This is a genomic window from Salinicoccus hispanicus, assembly GCF_009831115.1.
In the GTDB taxonomy this organism is placed as follows: Bacteria; Bacillota; Bacilli; order Staphylococcales; family Salinicoccaceae; genus Salinicoccus; species Salinicoccus hispanicus.
In genome coordinates, this window is sequence record NZ_WUUK01000003.1 from 115,554 (window position 1) to 141,963 (window position 26,410).

Sequence of the window (26,410 nt, forward strand, 5' to 3'; positions counted from 1 at the left end):
CTCAAGGAGTGATGATATGGATTATGCAATCTGTCCAAAATTAGAAAATGCAATGGGTGTTCTCGGCCAGCGGTGGACAGGACTCATCATCTATCAGCTGATGGCCGGTCCGAAGCGCTTCTGCCACCTCGAATCTTCCATGGGTGTCAGTGGCCGTGTGCTTTCGGAACGTCTCAAGACGCTTGAAAAAGAAGGCATTGTAAAACGGGAAGTCTATCCGGAGACACCGGTCAGAATAGAGTATATGCTCACTGATAAAGGCAGGGCCATGGAGACGTTCATCAATGAACTGCAGAAATGGGCCGAAGCATGGTCTGAGGTTCCACAGAAAGTATAAACGCAAAAAGGGATGTGTTCCTAGGAACACATCCCTTTTTCTATGCCCTGCTCCGTTCATACCTTCCATAGACCATGTAGTATACGATGGCACCGAGAACGACAAGCACGACCATCGCGCTGTACAGTCCATTGTAGCCGAGTTTCGGCACCAGTGTACCGAGAATGTACGAGCCGACCCCAAGACCGAAGTCGAGGGCAATGAAATAGGTCGAAGTCGCAAGACCGACATTTTTAGCATCCGCCACCTTGATGCAGAGCGCCTGTGTAATCGACTGGAAATTGCCGTATCCGAAACCGAGCAGCACACCGGACAGCAGCAGCATGAAACCGGAAGATGTCTGCCCGAGCGCCAGATAGCCGAGGGCAAGTACCACAAAGGACGGGTAGATGACGATATTGGCACCGCGCTGATCCATGATCCTGCCTGTAACTGGACGTGTGATCAGGATGATGGTTGCATAGACGAGGAAGAAGTAGCTCGCTGTGGCGACCAGATTCTGCTCTTCCGCAAAAAGTGAAATGAACGACAGTACGGTCGAGTAGGTCATGCAGATGATCAGCACAACAATACCGATCGGCATGGCGTTCTTATCAATCCACTCAAACTTCGGTTTCGGCTCTTTTGTCAGATCGACTGTCGTGTTATCCGTCTTGACGAAGACGGTGAACACACTGGCAATCAGCACAAGCACAAATACGATCAGGAATAATGTCTGATACGTAATATGCTGGAGCAGGAAGAATGCCATGAACGGCCCGAGTGCCGTAGCCATGACAAAGCTCAGGCTGAAGTAGCTGATGCCTTCTCCCCGGCGCGACTTCGGCAGCGCAAGTGCTGCGATGGTGCCGACTGCGGTTGTCGCAACCCCATTGGCCAATCCATTGAAGAAACGGACCAGAAGCAGTGTCGGCAGGTTTCCTGCGATAAAGTACAGCCCATAGGTGACGATGAACATGCCCGTCCCGATATACATGATTTTTTTCGCCCCGAGCAGACCGAGCTGATGCCCGGTCAATATCCGGCCGATCAGCGAACCGACGATGAAGATGCCGGCCACGAGCCCTGCGGTGCTGGTGGAAACATTGAATTCGTCCACTGCGTATCCGCTGATGGTGACCATCAGCAGAAACATTGCGAGCATGATGAAGAAGTTGAAAATGAATACGATCACAAAATCTTTCGTCCAGAGACGTTCTTTTCCCATTTGACCATTCCTTAATATGTATGACTATCCCACTATTCAATCCACATCATACCATATTTGCTGGAAACGCAGAAAATGCCGGTCGCAACGACCGGCACTCCTCTTATGAATATATTCTATTCTGTACAGCGAATTTATGCGCTGAACGAGCTACTTCGCGCCCTTCTTTTATTGCCCACACTACAAGGCTCTGGCCGCGTCTGGCGTCTCCCGCAGCGAAGACCTTCCTGCGGTTCGTCTTGTAGTCATGCTCGTCTGCAGCAATCTTGTTGTTCTCAAGCTGTAGCTGGAATGCTTTCGGCAGTGCACTTTCCACACCTTCAAAACCGATGGAGAGCAGTACAAGGTCCGCCTTGAAATAGCGTTCCTGATCTTCCATCGTCACATCTGTTAGAGGCTGCTGGCTGAGTACCTGCGTCTGTATTCCATTCAGGTCACCGACAAGGTCGACATCGTACGCCATTGTCTGGACACCATACGCACGCGGCTCCTGTCCGAATGCACCTTCGTACTCGGCATGTGCGTAGTCCAGTTTGAACACCTGCTTCTGCAGTGGCCAGAATGGGTTGCCGTCGACCTTGTCCGGCAGACGATCATACTTGTTCAGCTGGAAGACGGATTTGCAGCCTTCCCTGAGTGCCATCGCTACACAGTCGGCACCTGTATCACCGCCGCCGATGACGATGACGTGCTTGTCCTTGGCAGTGATGGATGGGGCGTCGATTTCATCGAACTGGTGCTGGATCTGTTCAGTGAGGTAGTCCATCGCAAACTGGATATCCTTGCTCTGCCTGCCTTCAAGCTTCAGATCCCTCTGCTTGCGCGCGCCTGTGGCGACGATGATGGCATCGTACTTCTCATCGAGTTCCTCATATGAGATATCCTTGCCGACTTCGACGTCGCAGATGAAATTGACGCCGGCTGCTTCCATCAGCTCAACTCTGCGCTCAACAACTGCTTTATCAAGCTTCATGTTCGGAATGCCGTATCTCAGCAGTCCGCCCGGTTTGAAGTCTCTTTCATACACATCCACATTATGACCCCAGGAATTGAGTTCATCGGCTGCTGTCATGCCAGCCGGCCCACTGCCGATGATGGCGATGCGTGTCTCAAGCCTATGGTTCGGCGTTCTCGGTTCCACCCAGCCCTGTTCGAACGCTTCATCGATGATGGTGCGTTCGATGCCTTTGATGGCAACCGGGTCGCTGTTGATCGACAGCACACATGAAGACTCACATGGTGCCGGACATACATTCCCGGTAAATTCCGGGAAATTATTGGTTTCCATCAGACGTCTGTAGGCTTCCTTGAACTGTCCCTTGTAGACAAGATCATTCCATTCAGGGATGTAGTTGCCGATCGGACAGCCGACCGTCTCTTTGCCGACACCTACGCCTGTCTGGCAGAAAGGTGTGCCGCATTCCATGCAGCGCGCGCCCTGCTCACTCGCATCTTCATTGCAGAAGCGATGCTGGAACGCCTCATAATTGGAGAGCCTCTCTTTCAGATCCTCTTCCGCCAGAGCTTTTCGACGATAATTCATGAACCCTTTAAATTCACCCATATTACACCGCTCCTTTCTAAAATATGTTCATTTTATCCAATTCTTTATCTTCGAAGACCAGTTCTCCGTTGAATGCTTTCAGTTCCGCTTCAGCCAGGGAATGCGCGTTTTCAAGACCGTAGCGGATTTTCTGCTGCATTTTTCTATATTCGACAGGGATGACTTTGATGATTTCAAGTTCCCCTGCTTCTATCTTCCTGATTGCATCACTTGCTCTGCCACTATTTGTGAAATCCTGATGATCGTAGAGCATGTGCATCACACTCGCGAGTTCTTCCACATCTTCCACAAGCCCGACCTCAATCATTTCATGGTTCATGTTGACCTGGTTCTCGATGACCGACTTCTCATTGATGATATAGGCGATCCCGCCGCTCATACCTGCAGCAAAGTTCTTGCCGATGCTGCCGATGATGACGACACGACCCCCGGTCATATATTCGAGTCCATGATCACCGATGCCTTCGACAACAACTTCGGCACCACTGTTTCTGACGCCGAAACGCTCTCCGGCAACACCATTGATGAACACCTGACCGTCAATTGCACCGTACAGGCAGACATTGCCGACAATGATGTCATGGCTTCTTTCCGCAACAGGCGCCTCGACAATGATGCGTCCGCCGGAGATGCCCTTGCCGACATAGTCGTTCAAGTCTCCGATGTGGTGCATCGTCAGACCTTTTGGAATGAATGCGCCGTAGCTCTGGCCTGCATGACCGAATGTATTCACCTTGTATGTGCCGGTGTCGAGCGTGGTCATGCCCTGTTTCTTTGTGATCAGGCTGCCAAGCTGGGTACCGATGTTCCTGTGCCTGTTTCTGACATGGTATGCCGCTTCATGCGGTTCGCCTGCCTCCACCTTCTTTTCGAAGTCGGGCAGCAGGTTGAGATCGTCCAGTGACCACTCGAACGGGTGCTTCTGGACATCGACTTTTCTTCTTGCTCCGTCAATCGGTGTGAGGAGTGGTGCCAGATCAAGCTCGCCCAGATGGTGATTGGCCGTCTTCTCCGTATCCACTTCAAGATGCTCCACCGCACCAACGAGGTCGTCCATGGATTTCAGACCAAGTTCGGCCAGAATCTCCCTGATGTCCTCAGCGATGAAGTGCATGAAGTTGACCACATGCTCCGCCTTGCCGGTATAGAGCTTGCGCAGATCGCCATTCTGTGTGGCGATGCCGACCGGGCATGTATCCTTATGGCATACACGCATCATGATGCAGCCGAGTACGACGAGCGGCGCCGTTGCGAACGCAAATTCTTCTGCACCGAGTGCACACGCAATCGCCACATCACGACCCGTCATGAGCTTGCCGTCCGTCTCAAGTGTCACCCTGGATCTCAGACCATTCAGCTGCAGCGTCTGATGGGCTTCTGTCAAACCGAGCTCCCACGGAAGTCCGGCGTGCTGGATACTTGTCAGTGGAGAGGCACCTGTACCGCCATCAAAGCCACTGATGACAATCTTATCTGCGTAGGCTTTCGCTACACCGGCAGCAATCGTACCGACACCGCCCTTGGCAACGAGTTTGACTGAAATATCCGCATCCTTGTTGGCATTCTTCAGATCATGGATCAGCTGTGCAAGATCCTCGATGGAATAGATGTCATGGTGCGGTGGCGGTGAAATCAATCCGACACCCGGTGTCGAGTTGCGGATTTCAGCAACCCATGGATATACTTTCTGTCCTGGAAGCTGACCGCCTTCACCCGGCTTCGCTCCCTGCGCCACTTTGATCTGTATTTCCTTCGCACTGTTCAAATATTCACTGTTGACGCCGAAGCGTCCGGACGCCACCTGCTTGATGGCACTGTTCAGGTTTCTGCCATCCTCTTTCGGTGCAAAGCGTTCCCTGTGCTCCCCGCCTTCACCACTATTGCTTCGTCCGCCAATCTGGTTCATCGCTTCCGCAAGTGTTTCGTGCGCTTCCTGCGACAAGGAGCCGAAACTCATTGCGCCTGTCTTGAAGCGCTTCACAATCTTTTCCTTCGATTCGACCTGGTCGATGTCGATCGGGCGACGGGATTTGAATTTCAATAGATGACGGATGCTTGAGTTCTGGCTGCCATGCATGTATGTCTTATATTCTTCGTATGCTTCCTGGTCATTGGTACGGCAGGCGACCTGAAGCAGTCGGATGGAGTTCGGGTTGATGACGTGGTCTTCACCCTGCTGACGCCATTGGAATCTGCTTCCGGACTCGAGATGTTCAAGTCTTCTGTCCTGCATCTGTTTATTCCTATAATCAATGTCTTCAATCGACAGTCCGCCGATCTTGGACGGTGCATCCCCGAAGTAGTCGTGCATGACGGATTTTCCAAGGCCGACAGCTTCGAATACTTGTGCGCCGTGATAACTCTGGACCGTCGAAATGCCCATCTTTGCCATGACTTTGATGAGTCCTTCCGTCAGGGCCTTGTTGTAGGCACTGACAGCAGTCGTATCCCCTCCGGAAACGGAGACAAGCGTCTCCTGTGCAATATACGGATGGACTGCATTGGCACCGAAGCCGATCAGTGTGGCAACGTGATGCACTTCCCTGACTTCAGCCGTCCTTACGACGATGCTTGTCTTCGTGCGGCATTCGCCGGAGATGAGCGCCTGATGAACTGCACTGGTCGCGAGAAGGGACGGAATGGCGTATCTGCCAGGCTCATCCAGGATACGTTCATCGGTCAGTACGATGACGCCATGTTTTTTTGCCTGCTCGGCAGCCTGGTACCGGATGGATGACAGCGCATCTTTCAATGAACCTGTATACGTCGTATCGATCTCGATGACACCAAGACGCTTTACATCTTCACGGTCCATGACACGCTGGTCGATGACCGGGCGTTCCAGCTGGACGCGGTCAACCGCCTTGACACCTGGTGTAAGCAGGCGCCCTTCCTTGCCAAGATAGGTGATTTCACTTGTGACGATCTTCTCACGATAGGAATCGAGCGGCGGGTTGGTAACTTGCGCAAAGTGCTGTTTGAAGTAGTCGAACAGAAGCTTTGAATGGTTCGACAGGAATGCCAGTGGCTGGTCGAACCCCATCGCTCCAATCGGATCTTTGACCTCGCGCGTCAGCGGCTTCATATACTTCTCGATATCTTCCTTCGTATATCCGAAACGGACCAGTACTTCGTGCAGTACATCCTTATCTATCGGTTCACGCTTGAATGGTGCCGGTTCCACGTATTCACTGCGTTTCTGTGACATCCATTGGCTGTAAGGTTTCTGTGTCGCGATATTGTGCTTCAGTTCATCATTCTCGATGATCTTCGACTGGTCGAAGTCGACCAGCAGCAGCTTTCCTGGACTCAGCTGCCCTTTATATAGTACTGCCGACTCTTCGACATCAACGACGCCGACTTCGGAGGAGTAGATGATTTCATTGCTTTTTGTGACATAGTAGCGTCCTGGGCGCAGACCGTTACGGTCGGTCAGTGCCCCAAGCTTATGATTGTCACAGAAGCTGATCATTGTCGGTCCGTCCCATGGCTCCATCAGATAGCTGTAGAACTCGTAGAAATCCTTGACGGCCGGGTTGTCGTAGTCCTGATACTTCCACGGCTCGGGAATCATGATCATTGCAGCCTGCTCTGGTGACATCGTCAGACTCATGAACTCCATGACATTATCAACAATGGCGGAGTCACTGCCGGATTCATCGATGATGGCTTCTATTTTCCTGCCCTTTTCACCGAATGTGTCGACCAGCCACTGCTTCGTGCGGGCCTTCATCCAGTTCATGTTGCCTTTGATGGTATTGATTTCCCCGTTGTGCATCAGAAGGCGGTTCGGATGCGCCCGCGCCCAGCTCGGGAAGGTATTCGTACTGAAGCGGGAGTGGACGGATCCGAATTTCGACACATAGCGCGAATCATTCAGATCCAGATAGAACTGCTTGATCTGCCCGGCACGCAGCCATCCCTTATAGACGATTGTTTCGCTGGAAAATGAGGCGACATAATGGCCGACATCCGCTGCTTCCAAATTCTGCTCGATCATTTTCCTCATATAATAAAGGTCCAGCGCCGTATGGCAGTCCGTGACCACCTGCATGAACTGCGGTACCGTTTCACGGACATTATCCGCCAGTACATCGTCATTGACAGGTAATGGTCTGAAGGCGATGACATGCTGTCCTTCTGCTGCAACGGTCTCTTCGACCACTTTTTTGAAAGTTTCAAGAGATGCCTCTGTATCAATCAGATACATGCCGACGGAATATTGGCCGAATTCCGGCAGTCCCTGAAGCTCTTCCTGCAGGAGCGCATGTGGTATTTCCGTCATGATACCAGCGCCATCACCTGTCACACCATCATTACCAACACCACCCCGGTGATCCAATCTCTCAAGCATTTCAAGAGATTTGATGACGATGCCATGGGAACGGATATTATCCATGTTGGCATAGAAACCGATGCCGCATGCGTCGTGTTCGTCCATATGATGATATAAACCTTTTTGTTTTATTGGCTGATACAGACTCATACCAGGTCACCTCTTTTTCAGAATATTTTAGTAAGTCTATATTATCATCCCAACCACCTATACAATCAATATATCAATGATATAATATTAATATCAAAATTAGATTGGTGATAAAAATATGGAGATTAAACAACTGAAATATTTCATCGAAACAGCCAGACAAGAACATATGACCGAAGCTGCGCTGTCTTTGAACGTTGCCCAGTCGGCTCTTTCCAGGCAGATCAACATGCTGGAAAGTGATCTCGGGGTCAAACTGTTCAATAGAGTCGGCAGAAATATCAAGTTGACGGATGCAGGCAGGCTTTTTTATGAAGATGCCGTAAGTATCATTGAAGCAGTCGAAAAATCCAAAGAGAAAATCAATGAAGAGAACATACAGAAAAAATATACACTGAATATTCATATCACACGCTCCGATATGACTTCCAAAGTGCTGCAGTCTCTGAATCAATTTCTAAGACAGAATAATGAAGTGGAATTCAATATCCATACATTGGATGAAGCCAGTGTCGAAGAAAAGCTGCTTGATGAGACACTCGATATCGTCATATCTGCCAACAAGTCGGATCACCATGATATACAGAGTGCCCTGCTTTTTGAGCAGAACTACTATTATGTATTCAGGGCAAGCAACAGCGTCCAGCTGCCTACCCGTGCGTCTCTTAATGAACTCGAAGAATTTCCGCTTGTCGCCTATGATCCGGTCTATGACAGCCGTGACCTGTTCAGACGCGAAGATATTGGTATATATAAGGATATGACCATCATCCAGCACCTTCTGATCGATCACGGACATGTCGCCATACTTACACACGAAGAGACAAAGCAGCTTACCTACAGCTACCCGAACTTTACCGTCCATAGCCTGAATCATCTGAACATCAAGCACCCGATGTATGTCAGCATGCGCCACGGCAACCAGAAGACATTTGTGAGGAGATGGTACAACCAGCTGCACCAGTCCTTCAACCCATTATTTCAGCCATATTCAGATTAAATCGGATGATAAAGGGTAGAAGTGACATAGGTATAAATTAGGAGGGAATTTCATGAATAGAGAAGACTTCAAAAACACTTTGAAAGAGATTCTGGACAACAATAAGATTGGGACCCTGGCTACAATCCGTGACAATAAGCCGATCAGCCGTTATATGTATTTCTATAATGACGGACTGACACTGTACACATATACGAAAAAAGATACGTATAAAGTTGAAGATCTCGAAGAAAATCCGAATGCACATGTACTTCTGGGATATGAAGAAAGAGAAGACCTGGGAGAGAGGTATGTAGAGATCCAAGGCAAAGCCAGCCTGCCGGAAGAAGTGACACCCGACGTAGACGAAATGCTCGCAAAACTGGGCAACCTTTATGAAAAACTGAAAGGCGAAGGCGATCTTCAGACAATCAAGATCGATATCGATACAGCAAGAATCATGAATGACGATGATAAAGATCCGAAGACCGTAGAACTATAGATGATGATTGACCGATAGAGCATCATTCCAAAAACTTTAAAAACGACCTGCTTCCATATATAGGAAGCAGGTCGTTTTCTTCTATATGATTCCTTGAATTCTCAATACGACTTCGGCAATCAGGGCAGAGCCTAGAAACGTCCCGATAAATACGAGTATGGCAACAACAAGCGATTTCCAGCCCATTTCTTTGAAATCCAACCAGTTTCTCCCGATGGATATGCCGGCATAGGCAAGAATCGGTGTGGTGATTGCCAGTAATTCAATCTGGCTCGTCCACTCAACAATGTAATCCGAACCAGGAAACCACGGCACGGAAATGATGATGCCGATCAGTGCGATATAACCCACTGCCGGAATATTTACAGGTATGTATTCTTCCATTATCATGCCGAGAAGCGCAATGGCAATCAATACAAATATGCCTGGAACGGCACCCCAGCTGTAGATGTCATAGCCGATCATGTTACCGATCAGTGTCACCCCGGCGAATATCAGAAGTATCAGTGTCCAATCCATTATTTTCCTCATCGTCTATTCTCCTCCAGCCTTGTTCTTATTCATCAGGGCATAGATCTTATTGGCCAGTGGCAGTCCGATCAGCATGCTCACGTAGAGTCCAGTGGCGAGGGATATCAGGTTGCTCGCCCCGGCCAGCGCGATGATCTGCGACTCGAGTTCCGGGTAGGCTGCGATCAGAGTGCCGCTTCCTGCTGCCATCATGCTGCCGCTGCCCACGCCGGAAGCGAGCGCAAAGGATAGAGGATGGATCGGTGTTACCGTCGCCAGAAGTCCTGCGATCAGTCCGAGGAATATTGCACCGAATACCGTACCGAAAATATACATCGTCATGACGCCCCGCCCTTCCGGAGAATCGAAACCATAGCGGTCCATGATCAGACCCACGTTCGGCTCCCGTCCGATGGAGTGTGTCATTCCGACACTTTCACGTTTCATGCCAAGCCATATCGCCACTGGCAATGCAATCAGGATCGTACCGAGATTACCGAGCTCCTGCAGGAGCAGAGCTGGTCCGACTGCGATAAGATCTTCGATTTGCGGACCGATGACGACACCGATTTTGGCAATGAGTACGCCAACACCCATGACAATTAATGGTTCTGCATTTTTTGACTGTTTCTTTGAAATGACTGGTGTAAAATAAAGCCCGAAACCGATCGCCAGGGCATACAGCATCGGCAGCAGCAGTATGGCACCGGGCCCGACCGGTATCGAAATCTGCCCGATGAATTCGGTCAGGATGACGATGATCAGAACTACCGCATGCAGCCGCCAGTCTTTCAGAATAGATTTCATTTCCACTTTTTCACTCATAAAATATCCCTTCTCCCTAAGCATGACTTCCTTCTCATAAGCACCCTTACGATTAAACTGAATATTATCACAAGGACCAGACAACAACAATTTTTATTTTGAAAATAAAAAAGCCGAATGAACATCGGCTTTTACCAGTACTATCTATACTTTTGCTTTCAGCTGCCTGATCAGTGCATCAACCACTTCATCCGTCTGCTTGTCTCCACCGACATCAGGTGTCAGGAATCCATCCGCCGTCACCTGCTCCATCGTATCGAGGAGGAGTCTGCCCATCTCTTCTTCTCCATGATGATCGAGCAGCAGTTTTGCTGTCCAGATCTGTCCAATCGGGTTGGCTATGCTTTTCCCGACGATGTCAGGTGCTGAACCATGCACCGGTTCAAACATGGAAGGGTGTTTGCCGTTCAGGTTGAGGTTCGCAGAAGGGGCGATGCCGATGCTGCCCATGATGCCGGCACCGATATCTGTCAGCACATCCCCGAACAGATTGCTTGCGACAATGACGTCATAACGCTCAGGATGTGTTACAAATGTCGCCGCCAGCGCGTCGATGTGCTGGGAAACTGTATTGATACCTTCATATTCGGCTGCAGTCTCCTTGAACACTTCATCCCAGAAAGGCATGGAGTGGAAGATGCCGTTCGACTTTGTTGCGCTTGTCACATGCCTGCGGCGTGACTGCGCCAGTCTGAATGCATGTTCCATGGCCTGTTTGGTCGCACGCTTCGAGAAGACATTGTTCTGGATGGCGATTTCATTATCCCCCTGGTACATCCTGCCCCCGACCGAGCTGTATTCCCCTTCACTGTTCTCACGCACAACAATCAGGTCGAAACCCTTCGGATTGCGGAGCGGCGACTGTATGCCCTTGAACACTTTTGCCGGACGCACATTGATTTCAAGTTCGAACTCGCGCCTGATTTTAAGCAGCAGACCCCACAGGGAAATGTGGTCCGGCACTTTCGACGCGTCACCAACGGCACCTAGAAATACACTGTCCGACTGCCCCAGGCGGTCCATTCCATCCTCCGCCATCATGTCACCATGTTTGAGATAATAGTCGCATCCGTAATCGAAATGTTCATATTCGAACGATAGTCCACCATGCATTTCTGCGATGGTATCCAGAACCTTTAGAGCGTGTGGGACGACTTCAACACCGATGCCATCTCCTGGTACTACAGCAAGCTTGATCTTCTTCATAGAAATCCTCCTGTTGTTCTAACTATTTAAGGCCAAAAACCGATCCATCTCCAGTAAGTATACGCGATGACGATCATTATTACGATGCTCGCAAGCGTCAGCCAGAGCCCAGGCCACAGGAAATCCTTCTGGCTGACCTGTCCGGTGCCATGTACGACAACATTCGGCATCGTTTCGACGACAAGCAGAAAACCGAGCAGCATGGCGATGGCGGAAGTGATGACGATGACGACCGGATCCACCCCCGCCTGCACCGACAGACTGATCAGCACCGGCATCAGTGTGATGACTGCTGTCGATACATTGGTCACGCCAAGGTGGTAGACCTGGGACAGAATGATGGTGATCGGAATCGCAAGCCATGGATTGCTGAACGTATCCAGAACAATCTGAGGAGAAATCAAAACCTCCAATAGATCGATTGCGCCCGACTCTATCAATGAATAACCGAGGGAGAGTGTCGCACCGATCAGCAGCACCATGCCGAAATTGATATCGAGCATCTTCTTCCAGTCCGCGAAACCGGTGGCCGGAAGCGACATCAGCACAACCGCAAGCAGCGCACCGAATGTCGGATGGTAGCCATGCCAGGATTCTGTGAACCATATCAGAATTGTGATGATCAGTATGGCTGTACATTTCTTTTCATCCACGGTCAGATGGCCGAGCGACTGGTACTTGCCCTTCATTTTATTCTGCAGCCTTTCAAATGAATGTGCTTCAGGCGGATAGCATTTCCAGACGATGTACATCGTTGCGAGTACAAGCATCAGCCATACTGGTGCAGCATAGATGAACCACTGGAGGTAGGATATCGAGACACCTACGTACAATCTCAGAATCTCGACAGCCAGGATGTTGCCGATGGCGGCAGTCAGAACAACGATGCCACTGACACTGCCACCAAAGGCCGCACCGATATACATCAGCTTGTTGAAGTTCGATTGCTTATCGACCCCGGTCTCCTCAATGATGCTGCTGAGGATGGGGACCATGAGCGACGCCCGGACAGCTGTTGCAGGAATGAAAAAAGCCTGGATCTGCATGAGAATGAAAAAGCCCGTATAGATGCCTTTGGCCGAGCCGCCCATGCGTGACAGCAGGAAGTAGGTCATCCTTTTGACAAGAAGCGTCTGGTTCACCCCCATCGCCATCATCATGCCGCCGATTATCAGAAAGACGGCAGGCGAAGCAAACCCGCTCAGAATGACATCCATCTCAGTGCCTTTCATCACCATAAGCAGTATAAGGATGATGATCGAAGTCAGATCGATTGGAATCGGAGCAAACGCCCAAAGGATCAGACCGAACAGCATGATCGCAATCGTACTTCTGGCCGGCCAGGCCACCGTTTCCGGCAACAGTATGAGGACGGCGAAGAACAGTACGACAGCTGAAATGAATACAGCAATCCGACTCCATTTTATACGTCTGTACCTGTTAGGCTTGTCTCTCATCCGACTGCCTCCCCCACTATTCATTTCTTCATTAACATCAATTATATAAAAAGGCTTTGCCGAAGCAAAGCCTTCTATAGTATTCATTTTCCACTACTATATCATTCGGGAGGCTCGAACCGTGTACACCGACGGTCAGTTTCATGTCTATTCCAAACCAAGGTCTTTCGCAGTTGTCTTCCGGATTCCTTTCAGCAAGGCACTGTCTTCTATCAAGGAGTGGCCATATGAAGGAATCATTTCTTTTATTTTAGGCTCCCATTTTTCCATATATTGCGGGAAGTTTTTTTCAAAGACCTCCAGCGCAACAGATACAGATGTAGAAGCGCCTGGAGATTCTCCCAGCAGGGCCATGACAGATCTGTCCTCAGAGTGGACAACCTCCGTTCCAAATTGAATATATCCCTTTCCATACTCATCGGTATCTTTGATTACCTGTACACGTTTCCCAGCTATGATCAGATCCCAATCCTCATCTTTTGCTTCAGGCACAAATTTCCGCAGCTCCTTCATCCGATCTGCCTTGTTCATCATGACCTGCTGAATGGAATATTTGACCAGTGCAACGTTCTTGATGCCGGAAGATACCATGGTCAATATATTATTCCGTTTAATGGATCTGAAAAGGTCCAGATTGGAGCCATTCTTCAGGAATTTAGGCCCTATAGCCGCAAAAGGGCCAAATAATAGACTCTGGTCACCTTGAATGTACCGTCTATCCAAGTGGGGCACAGTCATCGGCGGTGTGTTTGGCGGTTCTTTCCCGTAGACTTTGGCACCATGCTGTTCTACTATTTCTGGATTCTTACAAACTAGAAATGCACCACTTATCGGAAAGCCGCCAAGATTTCTGCTCTCGGGAATTTTTGTTTTCTGCAGCAGTGGAATGGCGTTGCCTCCGGCTCCGATGAAGATATAGTCTGCTACATGATATTCAGCCCTGCCATCTTCAAGGTTACGGACCTTGACGCCCCATTTGTTGTCTCTTCTTCTTTCGAAATCAAGCACCTCATGATTATAATGCACTTCTGCGTTATCATGTCCACTGATGTTTTTCATCATTTTCCGAGTAAGTTCACCAAAATTGACATCAGTTCCTGTGTCTATTTTACTCGCAGCAACAACTGCATCCGGGGCACGTCCTTCTGTCATCAAAGGAATCCATTTTTCCAACTCATCAAGGTCCTCTGAATACTCCATGCCTTCAAACATCGGCAGTGGGGATAACGCCTCATACCGTTTCCTTAGGAAATTCACATTATCCGTGCCCTGTACAAAACTGATATGAGGCAATGGACGAATAAATTCCTCCGGATTTTGTATTTCTTTATTTTTGACCAGGTGCGACCAGAATTGCTTGGAAACTTCGAATTGCTCATTTATTTCCTTCGCCTTTTCAATATCTATCGATCCATCTTCCTGTTCAACTGTATAATTCAATTCACATAAGGCAGCATGGCCTGTTCCGGCATTATTTTTTTCATTTGAGCTTTCTATCGCTGGTTGATCCAATCTTTCAAACAGTTTAATATTCCAGTCCGGCTCTATATTTTTTAGAAATGAACCAAAAGTACTGCTTAAAATACCAGCACCGATCAGAATGACTTTTTTCGGTTCTGCATTATCCATTTTACGGTCACCTTTCCAATTTAAAATAATCTATTTTAATAATACTTCTCTCTTAATTTGTTTCCGCCCGCTTCTGGGAGCGTAGAATCATTGAGAATATGACTGCCAATATGGCGATGATGAGAAAGAGTCCTATATTCAGACCCAGACCGTTCACCCATACATATCCGACGGCACCAGCCAGGATCAGGTAGAAGGTGGTTGGAATGAGGAGCCTTGAAATCAATGTTCCCTCTTTGCCGATCAGGCCTGCGGCTGCACTTGCTGCAACGACGTTATGCACACAGATCATATTGCCTGCAGCTCCTCCTACTGCCTGGAGTGCGACGATATAGAGTGGATTCGCTCCGATCTGATCTGCCACTCCGAACTGGAAAAGACCAAACATCATATTGCTTACCGTATTGCTGCCTGCCGCAAATGCACCGAGTGCACCGATGGCCGGAGAGATGAGCGGCCAGCTATCTCCGAACATATTCGCCGCTCCCTGTGCAAGGACAAGCGGCATGGAATCGAAGCCGCCATCATTGATGCCTGAATTGATGAATACCTGCACAAGTGGCACCGAGACGATCAGTGCGGCCATGGCGGCCACTATGGTCTTGCCGGAAACTTTGAAGGCGCTGGCCATACCTTTGCCATCGAGTCGGTGCAATACCCCTGTAAAAAGGGCGACCACAATGAATACAACCCCTGGAATCATGAATGGTGTCAGACTATGGTCGATGCCTGTCCCCAGTATATTCTCAAAGGAAACAACCCAGCTTGAGACCAGCGCGCGCACTCCCAATGCCTCGATACGAGTCACGACAAGCAACAGTGCGACGAGCACGTATGGCATCCATGCTTTGATCATGGAAATGTTCCTTGCCGGCTTCACTTCGGCAGCAATGTCACTGAACCATGATTTCTGCCATGTTTCACGTGGCTCGAAGTCGAAAGTGTCCTTCGGCATGAGGAAGCCCTTTTTTGCCAGCGGAATGACGATTGCCATACCGATCAGGCCACCGAGGAGTGATGGGAACTCAGGCCCGAGGAAATTGGCGACCAGTGAAAACGGAATGACAAAGGCAAGTCCGGCAAATATTGCGAACGGCCATACCGCGAAACCTTCCCTGAAACTCCTGTTCTTCCCGAAGAACTTTGTCAGCATGGCCGACATGAGCAATGGTACGAACAGTCCGACGATGGCGTGAAAGATCGACACCTGGGCACCGACATCAAAAACAAAACTGGACATTTCCTGCCCATTGGCGCTTATGTAGCTGTCAACGACCGGCTGATTTTCAAGGCTTGTGTTGACTCCGACGAGTATGGGTGTCCCGACTGCACCGTATGAAACAGGTGTAGACTGCAGCATCAGTGCGATCATCACCGCTGCCAGTGCAGGAAAACCGAGTGCTATCAGCAAAGGTCCCACAATTGTTGCCGGCGCCCCCCAGCCTGCCGCACCTTCGAGAAAAGTGCCGAACAGCCAGGCAACGATGATTGCCTGGACCCTTCTGTCCGGAGAAATGCTTGTGAATGATGCGCGGATTGTATCGACTGCGCCGCTCTCCTTCAGTACATTGAGCAGGAGGACTGCACCGAATACGATGACGCCGACTTCAAGCGCAGTCATCACCCCTTTCAGTGATGCTGCTGTAATGCTGACAGCCCCCATCTGCCAGCCGAAATAGGCGATGAGTACCGTAATGATGAAACTGAAAAACATTCCTTTCCGAGCAGACCATCTCAATACGACGAGAAAGAAGAAAATTGACAAAATCGGCAAAATGCTCAATAGAACCAGCATGAATAACCTCCACATCCCATATTAGGCTACAGTCAACCAGTCATCATATGACTATATCTCTCCATATTCTATGAAAGCGATTTCCAAATGTCAAATCAATTTCAAAAAAAAAAAAAAGAGACCTCAGGTCTCTTTCATCCATCATGCCGGGTCAGAAGAACCGATGCCACTTCTTCGAGATGACTCAGCATCGCACCAGTTGCTTCCTTTACATTACGCTTCTCTACGGCTTCATGAATCGCCTGATGCTCATCAAAGATCTTCTGTATGGACTTCTTTTCTTCATACAGCCATATCCTTCTCGTTTCCTTCATTGTCTCGATCATCTTCTCCGAAACATTACCAAGCAGATCGATAAGCATCTGGTTGCCTGTCGATTCCGCAATCGCCATGTGGAATTCATAATCTGCCTGTTCTCCCAGCTCATTATTCATTACAGCTGTACGCATCTTGTCGAGTGCATCCTGCATCTTTTTCAGATCCGCTTCTTCTGCTTGACTGCATGCCAGTTCTACACACCCGACCTCGATGATCTTCCGGAGATCCAGCAGATTTTCGATATCCTTTCGTGTGATGATTTCAAACTCATGCTCAAAACCGAGCGGCATACGTGCTTTTATATAGGACCCCTGCCCATGCTTGACTTCTATGACGTCCATCACACTCAAAGTATTCAACGCTTCCCTGATGGATGCTGAAGAAACCTGGTAGTGTTCGGCCATCCCGGTAATCGAGGGCAGCTTGTCCCCTGGATTCAATACACCGTCCCTGATATCCTTCATGATCAGATCTGCAATTTCTTCATATACTTTTTTCCTTGAAATGCCCATTGGATCGACCTCTTTTGGATTATTACTGTCCGTATATGATAGCATATATACATTCTTTACAGTAACTTATCATTATATAAGTAAATTGTAATGAAAATGAAATCGAAATTATCAGAAAACATGTTGCTTTATGCTGCTGAAATTGTTAAGATGTATACAATTTTCAAATATAGGGAGGCATTAGATATGTTGACGCTCACTTTTTCCATTCTACTACTCGTACTTGGCTATATGGTGTATGGAAAAATTATTGAGAGAATTTTTGTCATCGATGACAACAATGAGACACCCGCCTACAAAAGCGGTGACGGTGTCGACTATATTCCAATGCACCCGATAAAAGGCTGGCTGGTACAACTACTCAATATCGCAGGACTTGGTCCGGTGTTCGGCGCAGTTGCGGGTGCATTATACGGGCCCGTCGCACTCATCTGGATCGTCGTCGGCTGTATTTTCGCCGGCGCAGTACACGATTATTTCTCTGGAATGCTGAGCATCCGCAACAATGGCTCGCAGTTTCCTGCACTTGTAGAGAAATACCTTGGAAAAAGCGTAAAGCTTTTCATCTATGTGGTTTCACTGGCACTCATGATTCTTGTTGCTGCGGCTTTCACTGCAGGGCCTGCGGAGCTGATATCACTGAAGACAGGCGGTGCAATTCCATTCTTCGTTGCACTGATCGTCATTTTCTCGTATTTCCTTATCGCTACAATACTGCCGATCAATAAGATCATCGGCAAAATCTATCCGATATTCGGTGCCATACTGATCATCATGGCAGTGTCGGTATTCATCGGTCTCCTATTCTCTGGAGCGAAAATACCCAACTTGACGCTATCCACTGCCCACCCTGAAGGATTGCCTGTATGGCCGCTTCTGATGGTCACCATATCATGTGGTGCCATTTCAGGCTTCCATTCGACGCAGAGTCCGATCATCGCCCGTACTGTACGTAAGGAATCCGATGCCCGGCGCGTATTCTTCGGTGCCATGATTGCAGAAGGCATCATCGCACTCATCTGGGCCACTGCCGGCATGACGTTCTTCGGTGGTACGAATGGGCTCGGTGCTGCACTCGCCAATGGCGGTCCTGCTGGTGTCATCGACACCATCTCCATCGAATACCTCGGCGCTGCCGGTGCATTCCTGGCATTCATGGGTGCCGTAGTACTACCGATTACTACAGGCGATACGGCACTACGCTCTTCCAGAATGATCCTGACCGAAGCAGTTGGAAACTTCGTCAAAGTCGGCAACAGAAAAAAGATGCTGCTCATGACGTTATGTGTAGCAGTGCCCGCATTCCTGCTCGCTACAATCGACTATTCCTTCCTATGGAGGTATCTCGGCTTTACCAATCAGACCGTTTCAGCTACAATGCTCTGGGTAGCCACCGCCTACCTCATCAAAGAAGGCAAACTGCATTTCATTGCAGGCATCCCGGCATTATTCATGACCGGCGTTGTCGGCACATACTTCTTCTACGCACCTGAAACACTGAATATGAACTATGAAATATCACTGGTACTCGGAATGATTCCAGTTCTCGCTACAGCTGCACTCTACATCAGAGCCGTCTACAAATACAGAGTCAGAAGCATCGCAAAACCTACGCATATCGGCTAACAATTAAGGAGGAATTCATATGGGACAGACATTACAGATAGAACGGGCAAATCAATTGAAGAACAAACCGGACGTTTCAACAATCAAATTCGGTACAGTATTTACAGACTATATGTTTACAAACAGGTATACATCGGAATACGGCTGGTCGGAGCCTTCCATCATACCTTATCAGAACCTGCAGCTTTCCCCGAGCTGCCAGGCACTCCATTACGGCCAGTCCGTATTTGAAGGCCTGAAAGCCTATAAGAATGGCGACGATGTACTGATCTTCAGACCCGATGAGAATTTCAAACGGATGAACCAGTCCCTATCCCGCCTCTCCATGCCCGAAATAAATGAAGAGAATGCACTCAACGCCCTCCTTGAACTCCTGAAAGTCGAACGCGACTGGGTACCGGATGGCGATGGCCAGTCCCTCTATATCAGACCTTTCGTCTTTGCAGATGAGCCATTCCTGGGTGTAAGACCTTCAGAGTCCTACCAGTTCAACATCATCCTTTCACCTGTCGCAAGCTACTACGGTGCACAGCTGAATCCATCGAGCCTTTATGTGGAAAGCGACTTTGTCCGTTCGGTCCGCGGCGGTGTCGGCTTTGCGAAAGCAAGCGGCAACTATGCCGCGAGCCTGCTCGCACAGAAGAAGGCAAATGAACTCGGCTACGAGCAGGTGCTCTGGCTGGATGGCGTCGAGCAGAAATATGTTGAAGAAGTCGGCAGCATGAACATCTTCTTCGTCCGGGATGGCGAACTTGTCACACCTAAACTGAACGGTTCCATCCTGCCCGGCATCACACGCAAATCCCTCATCGAGCTTGCCAACTACAAAGGATACACGGTGAAGGAGGAATCGATCCATATCGATGACCTTGCCAATGATCTGCATAGCGGCAGAATCACGGAAGTTTTCGGCGCCGGTACGGCAGCAGTCATCTCGCCTGTCGGCAGACTCAATATCCATGGCGTCGATCACATCGTCAATGACAATCAGATCGGTCCCGTTTCACAGGATCTCTATGATCATTTCACAGATATCCAGTACGGACGTCAGGAAGATCCATTCGGCTGGGTCGTGAAACTATAGCATCAAAATATAAAATCCCTTTGGAGCAGCACTTTGACAGTGTCCGTTCCAAAGGGATTTTTTCTATGCATTGACTTCAAATGTCACCGTGCCTACATTTTCATACTGGATTTCATATGTACCTGGCTCAAGAGCAATCGGCAGATTGAATGTGCCTGACGAAACGAAAAGACCAGGTTTCAGTACCTTCCCCTCCTCTGCAAGTGTGCCGGCCAGCCACTCGATCGCCTTCGCAGGGTGACCGAGTACTTCTGTCGAACGCCCTTCCTTGAGGATGGTGCCATCGTGCGACAGCGTACCTTTAATATTATCAAGGTCATCGTAATCATATCTCTTTGCTTCACCGTATATGACTGCCCCATTCACTGCACCATCCGCAATGATTTCAACCAGCGCTGTATTCGGGAACCAGTTCTTATAGCGGGCATCCGGTACTTCCGCACCCGGCGCCACCCGGCACTTCTCCATGATCTGCACTGCCGTATCCTCTGCGGTTATCTCCTCATCTATCAGGAAGACAAGCTCCATTTCCAGCAGCGGCATATTAAAATCGGACAGATTGATCTCCTTTTTCACCGTGCGGTCCGTCATCACGCCGTAGAGCGGCGAGCTACTATTGAACAGATCCTGTGTCTCCTGGCTCGTCAGGCTGACCTTATAGCCCATCAGCACCTCGCCATTCTCTTCCTTCATCTTCATGACAGCATTCTGGATGCTGTATGCTTGCTCAATGGAAGCAATATCAAGTGCTCCGAGAGCCAGTGGTTCATTTGCTGAATAGGCAGTGTACAGCTGTTCGACAATCGACATGAAAATCCTCCTTTGCTTTATTCTAATATAACATATCTGAAAATAAATATTTATTGCTATATTCGCATCATTATGAATAAAACATTGTAGCAACGAAACAATATTGATATCATATTCCTATCTATTCATAATGGACTTCATATTCAATATTGTCAGGAGGAGGCAGAACATGCTCGATATCAATCCAATTGTAAAAACAATCCAAGTTCCCGGAATACGGATCTTCTCAAATAAGGTGGCCGAATATCCAGACGGCATCAATCTGACCATCGGACAGCCGGATTTTCCAACGCCTGAGAACGTAAAGGAAGCCGCAGTGGCGGCCATCCGTGAGAGCAGGACAGGCTATTCCCACAATGCCGGACTTCTTGAGCTGAGGCAGAGCGTCGCGGATTTCTTCCAGGATACATATCATTTTTCATACGCCCCTGAGGAGGAGGTCATTGTCACGAATGGTGCGAGCGAGGGACTGGATTCCGTTCTGAGGACAATCATCGAACCGGGTGATGAAGTCATCCTTCCCGCACCGACATATTCCGGCTATGATTCCCTCGTCAGACTGAATGGAGGGATACCTGTCCATATGGACATATCCGGGTCCCACTTCAAACCTGAAGCGGAAGCAATCAGACGCACCGTTACGGATAAGACGAAAGCGATCATATTCAACCATCCGTCCAATCCGACGGGTGTCTCGCTGTCTCATGCCGAAATGGCTGTATTGGCTGATACGCTCGCGGAACTGGACGTGTTTGTCATATCGGATGAAATATACAGCGAGAATACCTTTTCCGGCAAGCATACATCTTTCGGTTCGTTCAATTCGCTCCGTGACAGGCTGTTCATCATCCATGGGCTTTCAAAGTCCCATGCCATGACCGGCTGGAGGCTCGGCTTCATACTCGGGCCGGCCGATGTTATGAAATATGTGCTGAGAGTCCATCTGAACAATTCCATCTGTGCTTCGCTGCCAAGCCAGTATGCTGCTATAGAAGCACTGAAACATACCCGGAACTTTCCTCTGGAAATGAATGAAAAATATATTGAACGCAGAGACTTCGTCCACGGGAAACTGACCGCAATGGGACTCTCGTGTGAAATACCGACAGGCGCGTTCTATATCTTTCCGAGCGTTGAAGGGACAGGCTTTGATGATGTCACTTTTGCAGAGCGTCTGCTTGAGGAGGAGCATGTCGCTGTAGTACCGGGTTCCACTTTCTCCAAAGAGGGCAGAAACCATATCAGAATTTCATATGCCAGTGCCATGATGCATCTTGAAGCAGGCATGGAACGCATGGAACGGTTTGTTAAAAAGTATCAGCCGAAAGTGAATGACTAGCCAGACAGGATATTGGGGGGAATAACAATGTTTTGGGAATCACAGAAGCAGCTTGAGGAGCTGGTATGCCAGCTTGTATCCTGGGATAGCAGGACCGGCACCGAAGGAGAGGTTCTATTTCCTTTCAAATTGAAGGATGAACTGGCGAAGCTGGAATACTTCGAGCAGCATCCGGAATATATTGCGCTTCATGACTCAGGCAGGAACAGGAATGGCCTGTCTGCACTCTATAAGCACGGGTCAGCCAGCAGAACAATCATTCTGATGAGTCATTTTGATACAGTACATACTAAAGAATTCGGTTCAAACAGCCACCTGGCATTTTCACCTCATGAGCTCGGCAACCGGTTCAAGGAAATTGCGGATGACTTTCCGGAAGAAGTCAGAGCGGATATCCTTTCCGGCGACTATCTTTTCGGCCGGGGAACAATGGATATGAAGATGGGCATTGCGCTCCATATGCATCTGGTCGAAAAAGCCATCGCGCACGACTGGCCGATCAATCTGCTCCTTCTGACCGTACCGGATGAGGAAGTCGATTCTGCCGGCATGCGTGCGGCTGTGGGTCATCTTGAAGATCTGGCGTACGCGCATGGCTTGGACTATGCTTTATTTCTGAACAGTGAACCGAGCTTCACCCAGTACCCGGATGATCCGAACTACTATTTCTATTCCGGAACAATCGGCAAGATCATGCCGTCCGTCCTATTCTATGGCGTCGAAACGCATGTCGGCGAACCGTTGCGCGGTCTCAACGCCCACTTCATGGCGTCATTCCTCAATCAGCAGATGGAGTTCAGCAACGTCTTCTCCGAAACGGCATACGGTGAGAAGACACCGCTTCCGGTAACATTGAAATATTATGATATGAAAGCCGACTACTCGGCCCAGACATCCAATCATGCTGCGTCACTATACAACGTCTTTGTCATGGAACAGAATGCAGATGATATTTTCAGCAAGTTCCATCATCTGGTGGAGGAAACGATGGCCCAGTGCCAGAACCATTACGAAGCGATCTGCCGAAGGGAGAATACACGTCCAGCCGGCGGTATCCGCACCATGTCCTATCAGTCGCTTCACGACTATATGCTTAAGAAGTACGGCCAGGTGAAAATTGATGAAATCATCACCCAGTATACTGCGCGCGATGATCTGGACGACCGCGAGAAGTCGATGCACATCACTAACCGCATGATCACCTACTGCAAGGAGCTCGTTCCGCTTGCGGTCACACTATTCGTTCCGCCGTACTATCCTGCTGTAAATGCTTCAGAGGATCCGCTGGTCAGAAGCATTTCTGGTCTGGTCCAGGAATTTCTGGATACTCATTACGGCATCATGCCTAAAGAGATCCACTACTTCAACGGAATATCCGATGCCAGCTATGTCACCTACGACAGTCATGACGACAGCTGGGAAACGTATAAGACCAACACACCTGTATGGGGAAAGACGTATACCATACCATTCGAGTCCATGCAGAATCTGCAAGTGCCGCACATCAATATCGGACCATTCGGCAAAGACCCGCATAAGCTGACCGAGAGGCTTCACAAGCAGAGCGGATACGAAATCACCCCGAAACTGCTGGAGGCAGTCGTCAAGCACTGCATGACCGTCACTGTCTAGACGCCGAGAAGATAGAGGCAGATCGGTATCGTGATCAGACTGAACAGTGTGGTGACGAGTGTCGAGAAGGAGACCAGATTCGGCTTGACGTTGAACTGGACGGCCAGCATGGTCGAATTGGCAGCGACCGGCATGGCATTCAGTATGATAAATACCGCCTTCATCGTATCATCGATTGGCATGAACATTACAAGAATCATCGCGATGATCGGAGAAATGATCATTCTGACGGCAATGACCGTAGTGATATTTTTTACTTTGAATTTTTCCTTCGTGATCTGGGCCAGCTGCATGCCGAGAATGAGCATGACTACAGGAATGGAGGCATTGCCGGTCATCTCGATGATTTCCATCAGCTTATCATCGATGGTGATGTCAGCCAGCTGTATCAGAATGCCTGCCAACGCACCATAGATGACGGGGATTCTGAAGATGCTGACCACCGCCTCCTTTACAGAGATCGTTGCACCGTTGCCGAATGAAGCGATGAAGATGCCGACAGTACTGATGATGAAACCGTGCAGTACCATAAGGACGACTGCATAGTCGAACGCAGTGGCACCGATCGCAAAAAGCACAACCGGGGAACCATAGTTCCCACTGTTCGGAAATAGAGTGCCGAGCAGCATGGCAGAAATATCTTCCTTAGTCGATTTCATGAAAAAACCGATAGCGATTGTGATCCCTGCAAGAATGGCTGTAATGATCAGCGAGAAAAGGAACAGGTAGAAATAATCCATCGTGATTTCATTGCGGTAGAAAGTGTTGAAGGTCAATAGTGGCAATAATATGTATAGCGCAAGTGCAGAAACGGACTTGATATCCATATCAAGCAGCTTCTGTGCAATATACCCTGCACCGAATATAAGAAAAACAGGGAGTATAATCATTAACAGTTGCATCAGTTTTCATCCTCTTTCCATATTTTCCATACTTCCATCATAGGACATTATGAAATGAAAAAGAAGCCGGATTTCATCCGACTCCCATATTTTTACTATTTTCTTCTAGCCAGCAGAACGATTGCAGCTATCGCAGCAAGGACAAAGAGGACGATTCCGCCAATGATCAGCAAGGTGTTGGAAGACTGGGCCGTCGCCTGTTCACTCTCCTGTGCCGTATCGATTTCCGCTTCGCTCGTCTCCTCCTCTGCCGGTTCCTCTTCGGTCGTCACTTCTTCTGTATTTTCTTCAACAGTTGATGCTTCGTCGGTAGAAGGTTCTGCCGTTGCTTCTTCAGTACTTTCCTCGAGAGAAGGCTCTGCGCTCTCCTCCGTTGTTGCTTCTTCAGTACTCTCCTCAAGCATCGGCTCTTCTGTCGATGATTCAGTGCTTTCCTCCGCGGTCGCTTCCTCTGAAGATTCTTCTTCCGGGACTTTTGTCTCATCATTATTTGAAAGTGCTGTTGTCAATACCGTTACAGATTCATCAATCTGATCCTGTCCTGCGTTGTCATCTTCAATTAGCGCATATGCATTTTCAAGTGCAGACTGCAGCTCTGGTGCTCTGGCTTCTGCAGGCACCTCCTCCACTTCACTGATCGTCTGCTCCAGCTCCGCCGTGTCAACTACTGGTGCATCGCTGACGTTTGTAGTCGTTGCTGTTCTGAAATAGGAAGTCAGCAGCGGATTGTCATTCTGATCCATTGCACGCACATGGTAATCATAAGTAGTCGATGTCTCAAGTCCACTGTCCTGGTAGTAGCCGTCCTGCGTCGTGTCTATGAGCTGGTCGTTCCTATACACTTCGTAGTAGGCAGCACCCTCTAGTGGATCCCACGAAAATTCGGCTGTATTGCCTGTCGTCCCCTGGATGGTGACGAGCCTATTGTGGAATGACTCCATGAACTGGTATGTCATCGGTGCACGCTCAGCCAGGCGGGCACTCGCATTCCCACCGAGGTAGTACATTGCGAATGTCTCCGCAAAATATTCTCCTGGCACATCAAAGTAGCCCGGCACTTCATGATCATAGAACAGATTGCCCTTTTCCTGGGCCATGATATCCATGAACTCCTGTGAGCCGCTTACTGTAAAGCCTGCTGCATAACTGTCGACAGCATGTCCGTATTCATGCAGTTCAAGGTTTATCGTCGAATGGCCGTTGCCCGGATTACTGTACCCGATTCTGGCGGCAGTCGTGTATCCACCAGCACCCGGCACGTCATCCCATGTCCGGCCGGTATTTTCCCAGCCTCTCGGGGTGACACCGGAAAGATATTCAAATTCCGGCAGTTCAGTCAACGGCTGGTCCATCAGTATGATACCGACACCGGCGCGGTTCGTATGAGCCAGTATCCTTTCATCCACCCGACCGAGACGGTTGATCATCGCCTGGGCCTCATTCACGTCGTGATTGCCATCCGGATCTCTGATTTCAATCATGTTCTGGAGGCTCGGGCTGGCTGCTGATGCCTGCAATGGGAAGAATGCTGTAATCATCAGCATCAGACCGAGCATCATAGCGATTCCCGAAAGGGTTTTCTGTTTCATATATTTCCCTACCTTCATTCATTCTGATTTCCTTATTATCGTATTCCCCATAATACGCTCTTTAGTCATCCCGGTCATGTAATATGATGGCAAGTTCACCG

Annotated in this window: 20 protein-coding genes; 7 read left to right on the plus strand and 13 right to left on the minus strand. The window is 49.1% G+C overall.

Annotated features, from left to right (window positions below):
• The first annotated feature begins 16 nt into the window (after positions 1-16).
• Positions 17-337 (plus strand): winged helix-turn-helix transcriptional regulator, encoded by a 321-nt coding sequence (locus tag GQ671_RS08070; RefSeq protein ID WP_160655379.1) that lies wholly within the window; start codon positions 17-19, stop codon positions 335-337.
• A 40-nt stretch (positions 338-377) separates the two neighbouring features.
• Here GQ671_RS08070 and GQ671_RS08075 read toward each other — a convergent pair whose 3' ends face one another.
• The 3 genes from GQ671_RS08075 to gltB form a co-directional block, all read right to left on the minus strand.
• A complete protein-coding gene (locus GQ671_RS08075) occupies positions 378-1,544 on the minus strand; it encodes an MFS transporter (protein WP_160655384.1) in 1,167 nt (388 codons plus the stop codon).
• 103 nt (positions 1,545-1,647) lie between these two features.
• A complete protein-coding gene (locus tag GQ671_RS08080; RefSeq protein WP_160655387.1) occupies positions 1,648-3,108 on the minus strand; it encodes a glutamate synthase subunit beta in 1,461 nt (486 codons plus the stop codon).
• A gap of 16 nt (positions 3,109-3,124) precedes the next feature.
• Positions 3,125-7,594 (minus strand): glutamate synthase large subunit, encoded by a 4,470-nt coding sequence (gltB, locus tag GQ671_RS08085; protein WP_160655390.1) that lies wholly within the window; start codon positions 7,592-7,594, stop codon positions 3,125-3,127.
• 118 nt (positions 7,595-7,712) lie between these two features.
• Between gltB and GQ671_RS08090 the strand changes: the two genes are divergently transcribed.
• Together GQ671_RS08090 and GQ671_RS08095 are read left to right on the plus strand one after the other, a co-directional pair.
• On the plus strand, positions 7,713-8,594 hold the full coding sequence (locus GQ671_RS08090; protein WP_160655393.1) for a LysR family transcriptional regulator: 882 nt from the start codon (positions 7,713-7,715) through the stop codon (positions 8,592-8,594).
• A 52-nt stretch (positions 8,595-8,646) separates the two neighbouring features.
• Complete coding sequence (locus GQ671_RS08095) at positions 8,647-9,075, plus strand: pyridoxamine 5'-phosphate oxidase family protein (protein WP_160655396.1); 429 nt, start codon at positions 8,647-8,649, stop codon at positions 9,073-9,075.
• 81 nt (positions 9,076-9,156) lie between these two features.
• Here GQ671_RS08095 and GQ671_RS08100 read toward each other — a convergent pair whose 3' ends face one another.
• The 7 genes from GQ671_RS08100 to GQ671_RS08130 all read right to left on the minus strand — a co-directional run bounded on the left by GQ671_RS08100 (position 9,157) and on the right by GQ671_RS08130 (position 17,372).
• Positions 9,157-9,606: a hypothetical protein gene (locus GQ671_RS08100; RefSeq protein ID WP_160655399.1), complete on the minus strand. Its 450-nt coding sequence runs from the start codon at positions 9,604-9,606 to the stop codon at positions 9,157-9,159.
• A gap of 3 nt (positions 9,607-9,609) precedes the next feature.
• Positions 9,610-10,410, minus strand: a complete 801-nt coding sequence (locus GQ671_RS08105; protein WP_160655401.1) for a DUF3100 domain-containing protein — start codon at positions 10,408-10,410, stop codon at positions 9,610-9,612.
• 144 nt (positions 10,411-10,554) lie between these two features.
• Positions 10,555-11,616, minus strand: coding sequence for a tartrate dehydrogenase (locus GQ671_RS08110; RefSeq protein WP_160655404.1), 1,062 nt, complete (start codon positions 11,614-11,616; stop codon positions 10,555-10,557).
• Positions 11,617-11,642: 26 nt separating this feature from the next.
• Positions 11,643-13,073 carry an SLC13 family permease gene (locus GQ671_RS08115; RefSeq protein ID WP_160655407.1) on the minus strand — a complete coding sequence of 477 codons (1,431 nt, stop codon included), beginning with the start codon at positions 13,071-13,073 and terminating at the stop codon, positions 11,643-11,645.
• A gap of 147 nt (positions 13,074-13,220) precedes the next feature.
• Positions 13,221-14,702 carry a malate dehydrogenase (quinone) gene (mqo, locus tag GQ671_RS08120; RefSeq protein WP_160655410.1) on the minus strand — a complete coding sequence of 494 codons (1,482 nt, stop codon included), beginning with the start codon at positions 14,700-14,702 and terminating at the stop codon, positions 13,221-13,223.
• A gap of 52 nt (positions 14,703-14,754) precedes the next feature.
• Positions 14,755-16,497 carry an L-lactate permease gene (locus GQ671_RS08125; RefSeq protein WP_160655413.1) on the minus strand — a complete coding sequence of 581 codons (1,743 nt, stop codon included), beginning with the start codon at positions 16,495-16,497 and terminating at the stop codon, positions 14,755-14,757.
• Between the two features lie 134 nt (positions 16,498-16,631).
• Positions 16,632-17,372, minus strand: coding sequence for a FadR/GntR family transcriptional regulator (locus tag GQ671_RS08130; RefSeq protein WP_246153210.1), 741 nt, complete (start codon positions 17,370-17,372; stop codon positions 16,632-16,634).
• Between the two features lie 141 nt (positions 17,373-17,513).
• Between GQ671_RS08130 and GQ671_RS08135 the strand changes: the two genes are divergently transcribed.
• Positions 17,514-18,953, plus strand: coding sequence for a carbon starvation CstA family protein (locus tag GQ671_RS08135; protein ID WP_160655416.1), 1,440 nt, complete (start codon positions 17,514-17,516; stop codon positions 18,951-18,953).
• 19 nt (positions 18,954-18,972) lie between these two features.
• Entirely contained in the window at positions 18,973-20,037 is a 1,065-nt protein-coding gene (locus GQ671_RS08140) for a branched-chain amino acid aminotransferase (RefSeq protein WP_160655420.1), read from the plus strand.
• Positions 20,038-20,100: 63 nt separating this feature from the next.
• On the opposite strand, the gene GQ671_RS08145 is transcribed toward GQ671_RS08140, so the two are convergent.
• Positions 20,101-20,847, minus strand: coding sequence for a 2-keto-4-pentenoate hydratase (locus tag GQ671_RS08145; RefSeq protein ID WP_160655423.1), 747 nt, complete (start codon positions 20,845-20,847; stop codon positions 20,101-20,103).
• Positions 20,848-21,016: 169 nt separating this feature from the next.
• Here GQ671_RS08145 and GQ671_RS08150 point away from each other — a divergent pair, with 169 nt between their 5' ends.
• Positions 21,017-22,186, plus strand: coding sequence for an aminotransferase class I/II-fold pyridoxal phosphate-dependent enzyme (locus GQ671_RS08150; protein ID WP_160655426.1), 1,170 nt, complete (start codon positions 21,017-21,019; stop codon positions 22,184-22,186).
• A gap of 27 nt (positions 22,187-22,213) precedes the next feature.
• Entirely contained in the window at positions 22,214-23,818 is a 1,605-nt protein-coding gene (locus tag GQ671_RS08155) for a M20/M25/M40 family metallo-hydrolase (RefSeq protein WP_160655429.1), read from the plus strand.
• Here the strand turns inward: GQ671_RS08155 and GQ671_RS08160 are convergent.
• Both GQ671_RS08160 and GQ671_RS08165 read right to left on the minus strand, forming a co-directional pair.
• Positions 23,815-24,720, minus strand: coding sequence for an AEC family transporter (locus tag GQ671_RS08160; RefSeq protein ID WP_160655432.1), 906 nt, complete (start codon positions 24,718-24,720; stop codon positions 23,815-23,817). The two genes, GQ671_RS08155 and GQ671_RS08160, sit on opposite strands and share 4 nt — an antisense overlap.
• Positions 24,721-24,815: 95 nt before the next feature.
• Positions 24,816-26,309, minus strand: coding sequence for an anthrax toxin lethal factor-related metalloendopeptidase (locus tag GQ671_RS08165; RefSeq protein WP_160655434.1), 1,494 nt, complete (start codon positions 26,307-26,309; stop codon positions 24,816-24,818).
• Positions 26,310-26,410: the final 101 nt, after the last annotated feature.

Excerpts from the sequence above, each read along its gene's own strand:
- GQ671_RS08070 (WP_160655379.1), top strand. The coding sequence starts at position 17 with ATGGATTATGCAATCTGTCCAAAATTAGAAAATGCAATGGGTGTTCTC.
- GQ671_RS08075 (WP_160655384.1), bottom strand. The coding sequence starts at position 1,544 with ATGGGAAAAGAACGTCTCTGGACGAAAGATTTTGTGATCGTATTCATT.
- GQ671_RS08080 (WP_160655387.1), bottom strand. The coding sequence starts at position 3,108 with ATGGGTGAATTTAAAGGGTTCATGAATTATCGTCGAAAAGCTCTGGCG.
- gltB (WP_160655390.1), bottom strand. The coding sequence starts at position 7,594 with ATGAGTCTGTATCAGCCAATAAAACAAAAAGGTTTATATCATCATATG.
- GQ671_RS08090 (WP_160655393.1), top strand. The coding sequence starts at position 7,713 with ATGGAGATTAAACAACTGAAATATTTCATCGAAACAGCCAGACAAGAA.
- GQ671_RS08095 (WP_160655396.1), top strand. The coding sequence starts at position 8,647 with ATGAATAGAGAAGACTTCAAAAACACTTTGAAAGAGATTCTGGACAAC.
- GQ671_RS08100 (WP_160655399.1), bottom strand. The coding sequence starts at position 9,606 with ATGAGGAAAATAATGGATTGGACACTGATACTTCTGATATTCGCCGGG.
- GQ671_RS08105 (WP_160655401.1), bottom strand. The coding sequence starts at position 10,410 with ATGAGTGAAAAAGTGGAAATGAAATCTATTCTGAAAGACTGGCGGCTG.
- GQ671_RS08110 (WP_160655404.1), bottom strand. The coding sequence starts at position 11,616 with ATGAAGAAGATCAAGCTTGCTGTAGTACCAGGAGATGGCATCGGTGTT.
- GQ671_RS08115 (WP_160655407.1), bottom strand. The coding sequence starts at position 13,073 with ATGAGAGACAAGCCTAACAGGTACAGACGTATAAAATGGAGTCGGATT.
- mqo (WP_160655410.1), bottom strand. The coding sequence starts at position 14,702 with ATGGATAATGCAGAACCGAAAAAAGTCATTCTGATCGGTGCTGGTATT.
- GQ671_RS08125 (WP_160655413.1), bottom strand. The coding sequence starts at position 16,497 with ATGCTGGTTCTATTGAGCATTTTGCCGATTTTGTCAATTTTCTTCTTT.
- GQ671_RS08130 (WP_246153210.1), bottom strand. The coding sequence starts at position 17,372 with ATGCTATCATATACGGACAGTAATAATCCAAAAGAGGTCGATCCAATG.
- GQ671_RS08135 (WP_160655416.1), top strand. The coding sequence starts at position 17,514 with ATGTTGACGCTCACTTTTTCCATTCTACTACTCGTACTTGGCTATATG.
- GQ671_RS08140 (WP_160655420.1), top strand. The coding sequence starts at position 18,973 with ATGGGACAGACATTACAGATAGAACGGGCAAATCAATTGAAGAACAAA.
- GQ671_RS08145 (WP_160655423.1), bottom strand. The coding sequence starts at position 20,847 with ATGTCGATTGTCGAACAGCTGTACACTGCCTATTCAGCAAATGAACCA.
- GQ671_RS08150 (WP_160655426.1), top strand. The coding sequence starts at position 21,017 with ATGCTCGATATCAATCCAATTGTAAAAACAATCCAAGTTCCCGGAATA.
- GQ671_RS08155 (WP_160655429.1), top strand. The coding sequence starts at position 22,214 with ATGTTTTGGGAATCACAGAAGCAGCTTGAGGAGCTGGTATGCCAGCTT.
- GQ671_RS08160 (WP_160655432.1), bottom strand. The coding sequence starts at position 24,720 with ATGCAACTGTTAATGATTATACTCCCTGTTTTTCTTATATTCGGTGCA.
- GQ671_RS08165 (WP_160655434.1), bottom strand. The coding sequence starts at position 26,309 with ATGAAACAGAAAACCCTTTCGGGAATCGCTATGATGCTCGGTCTGATG.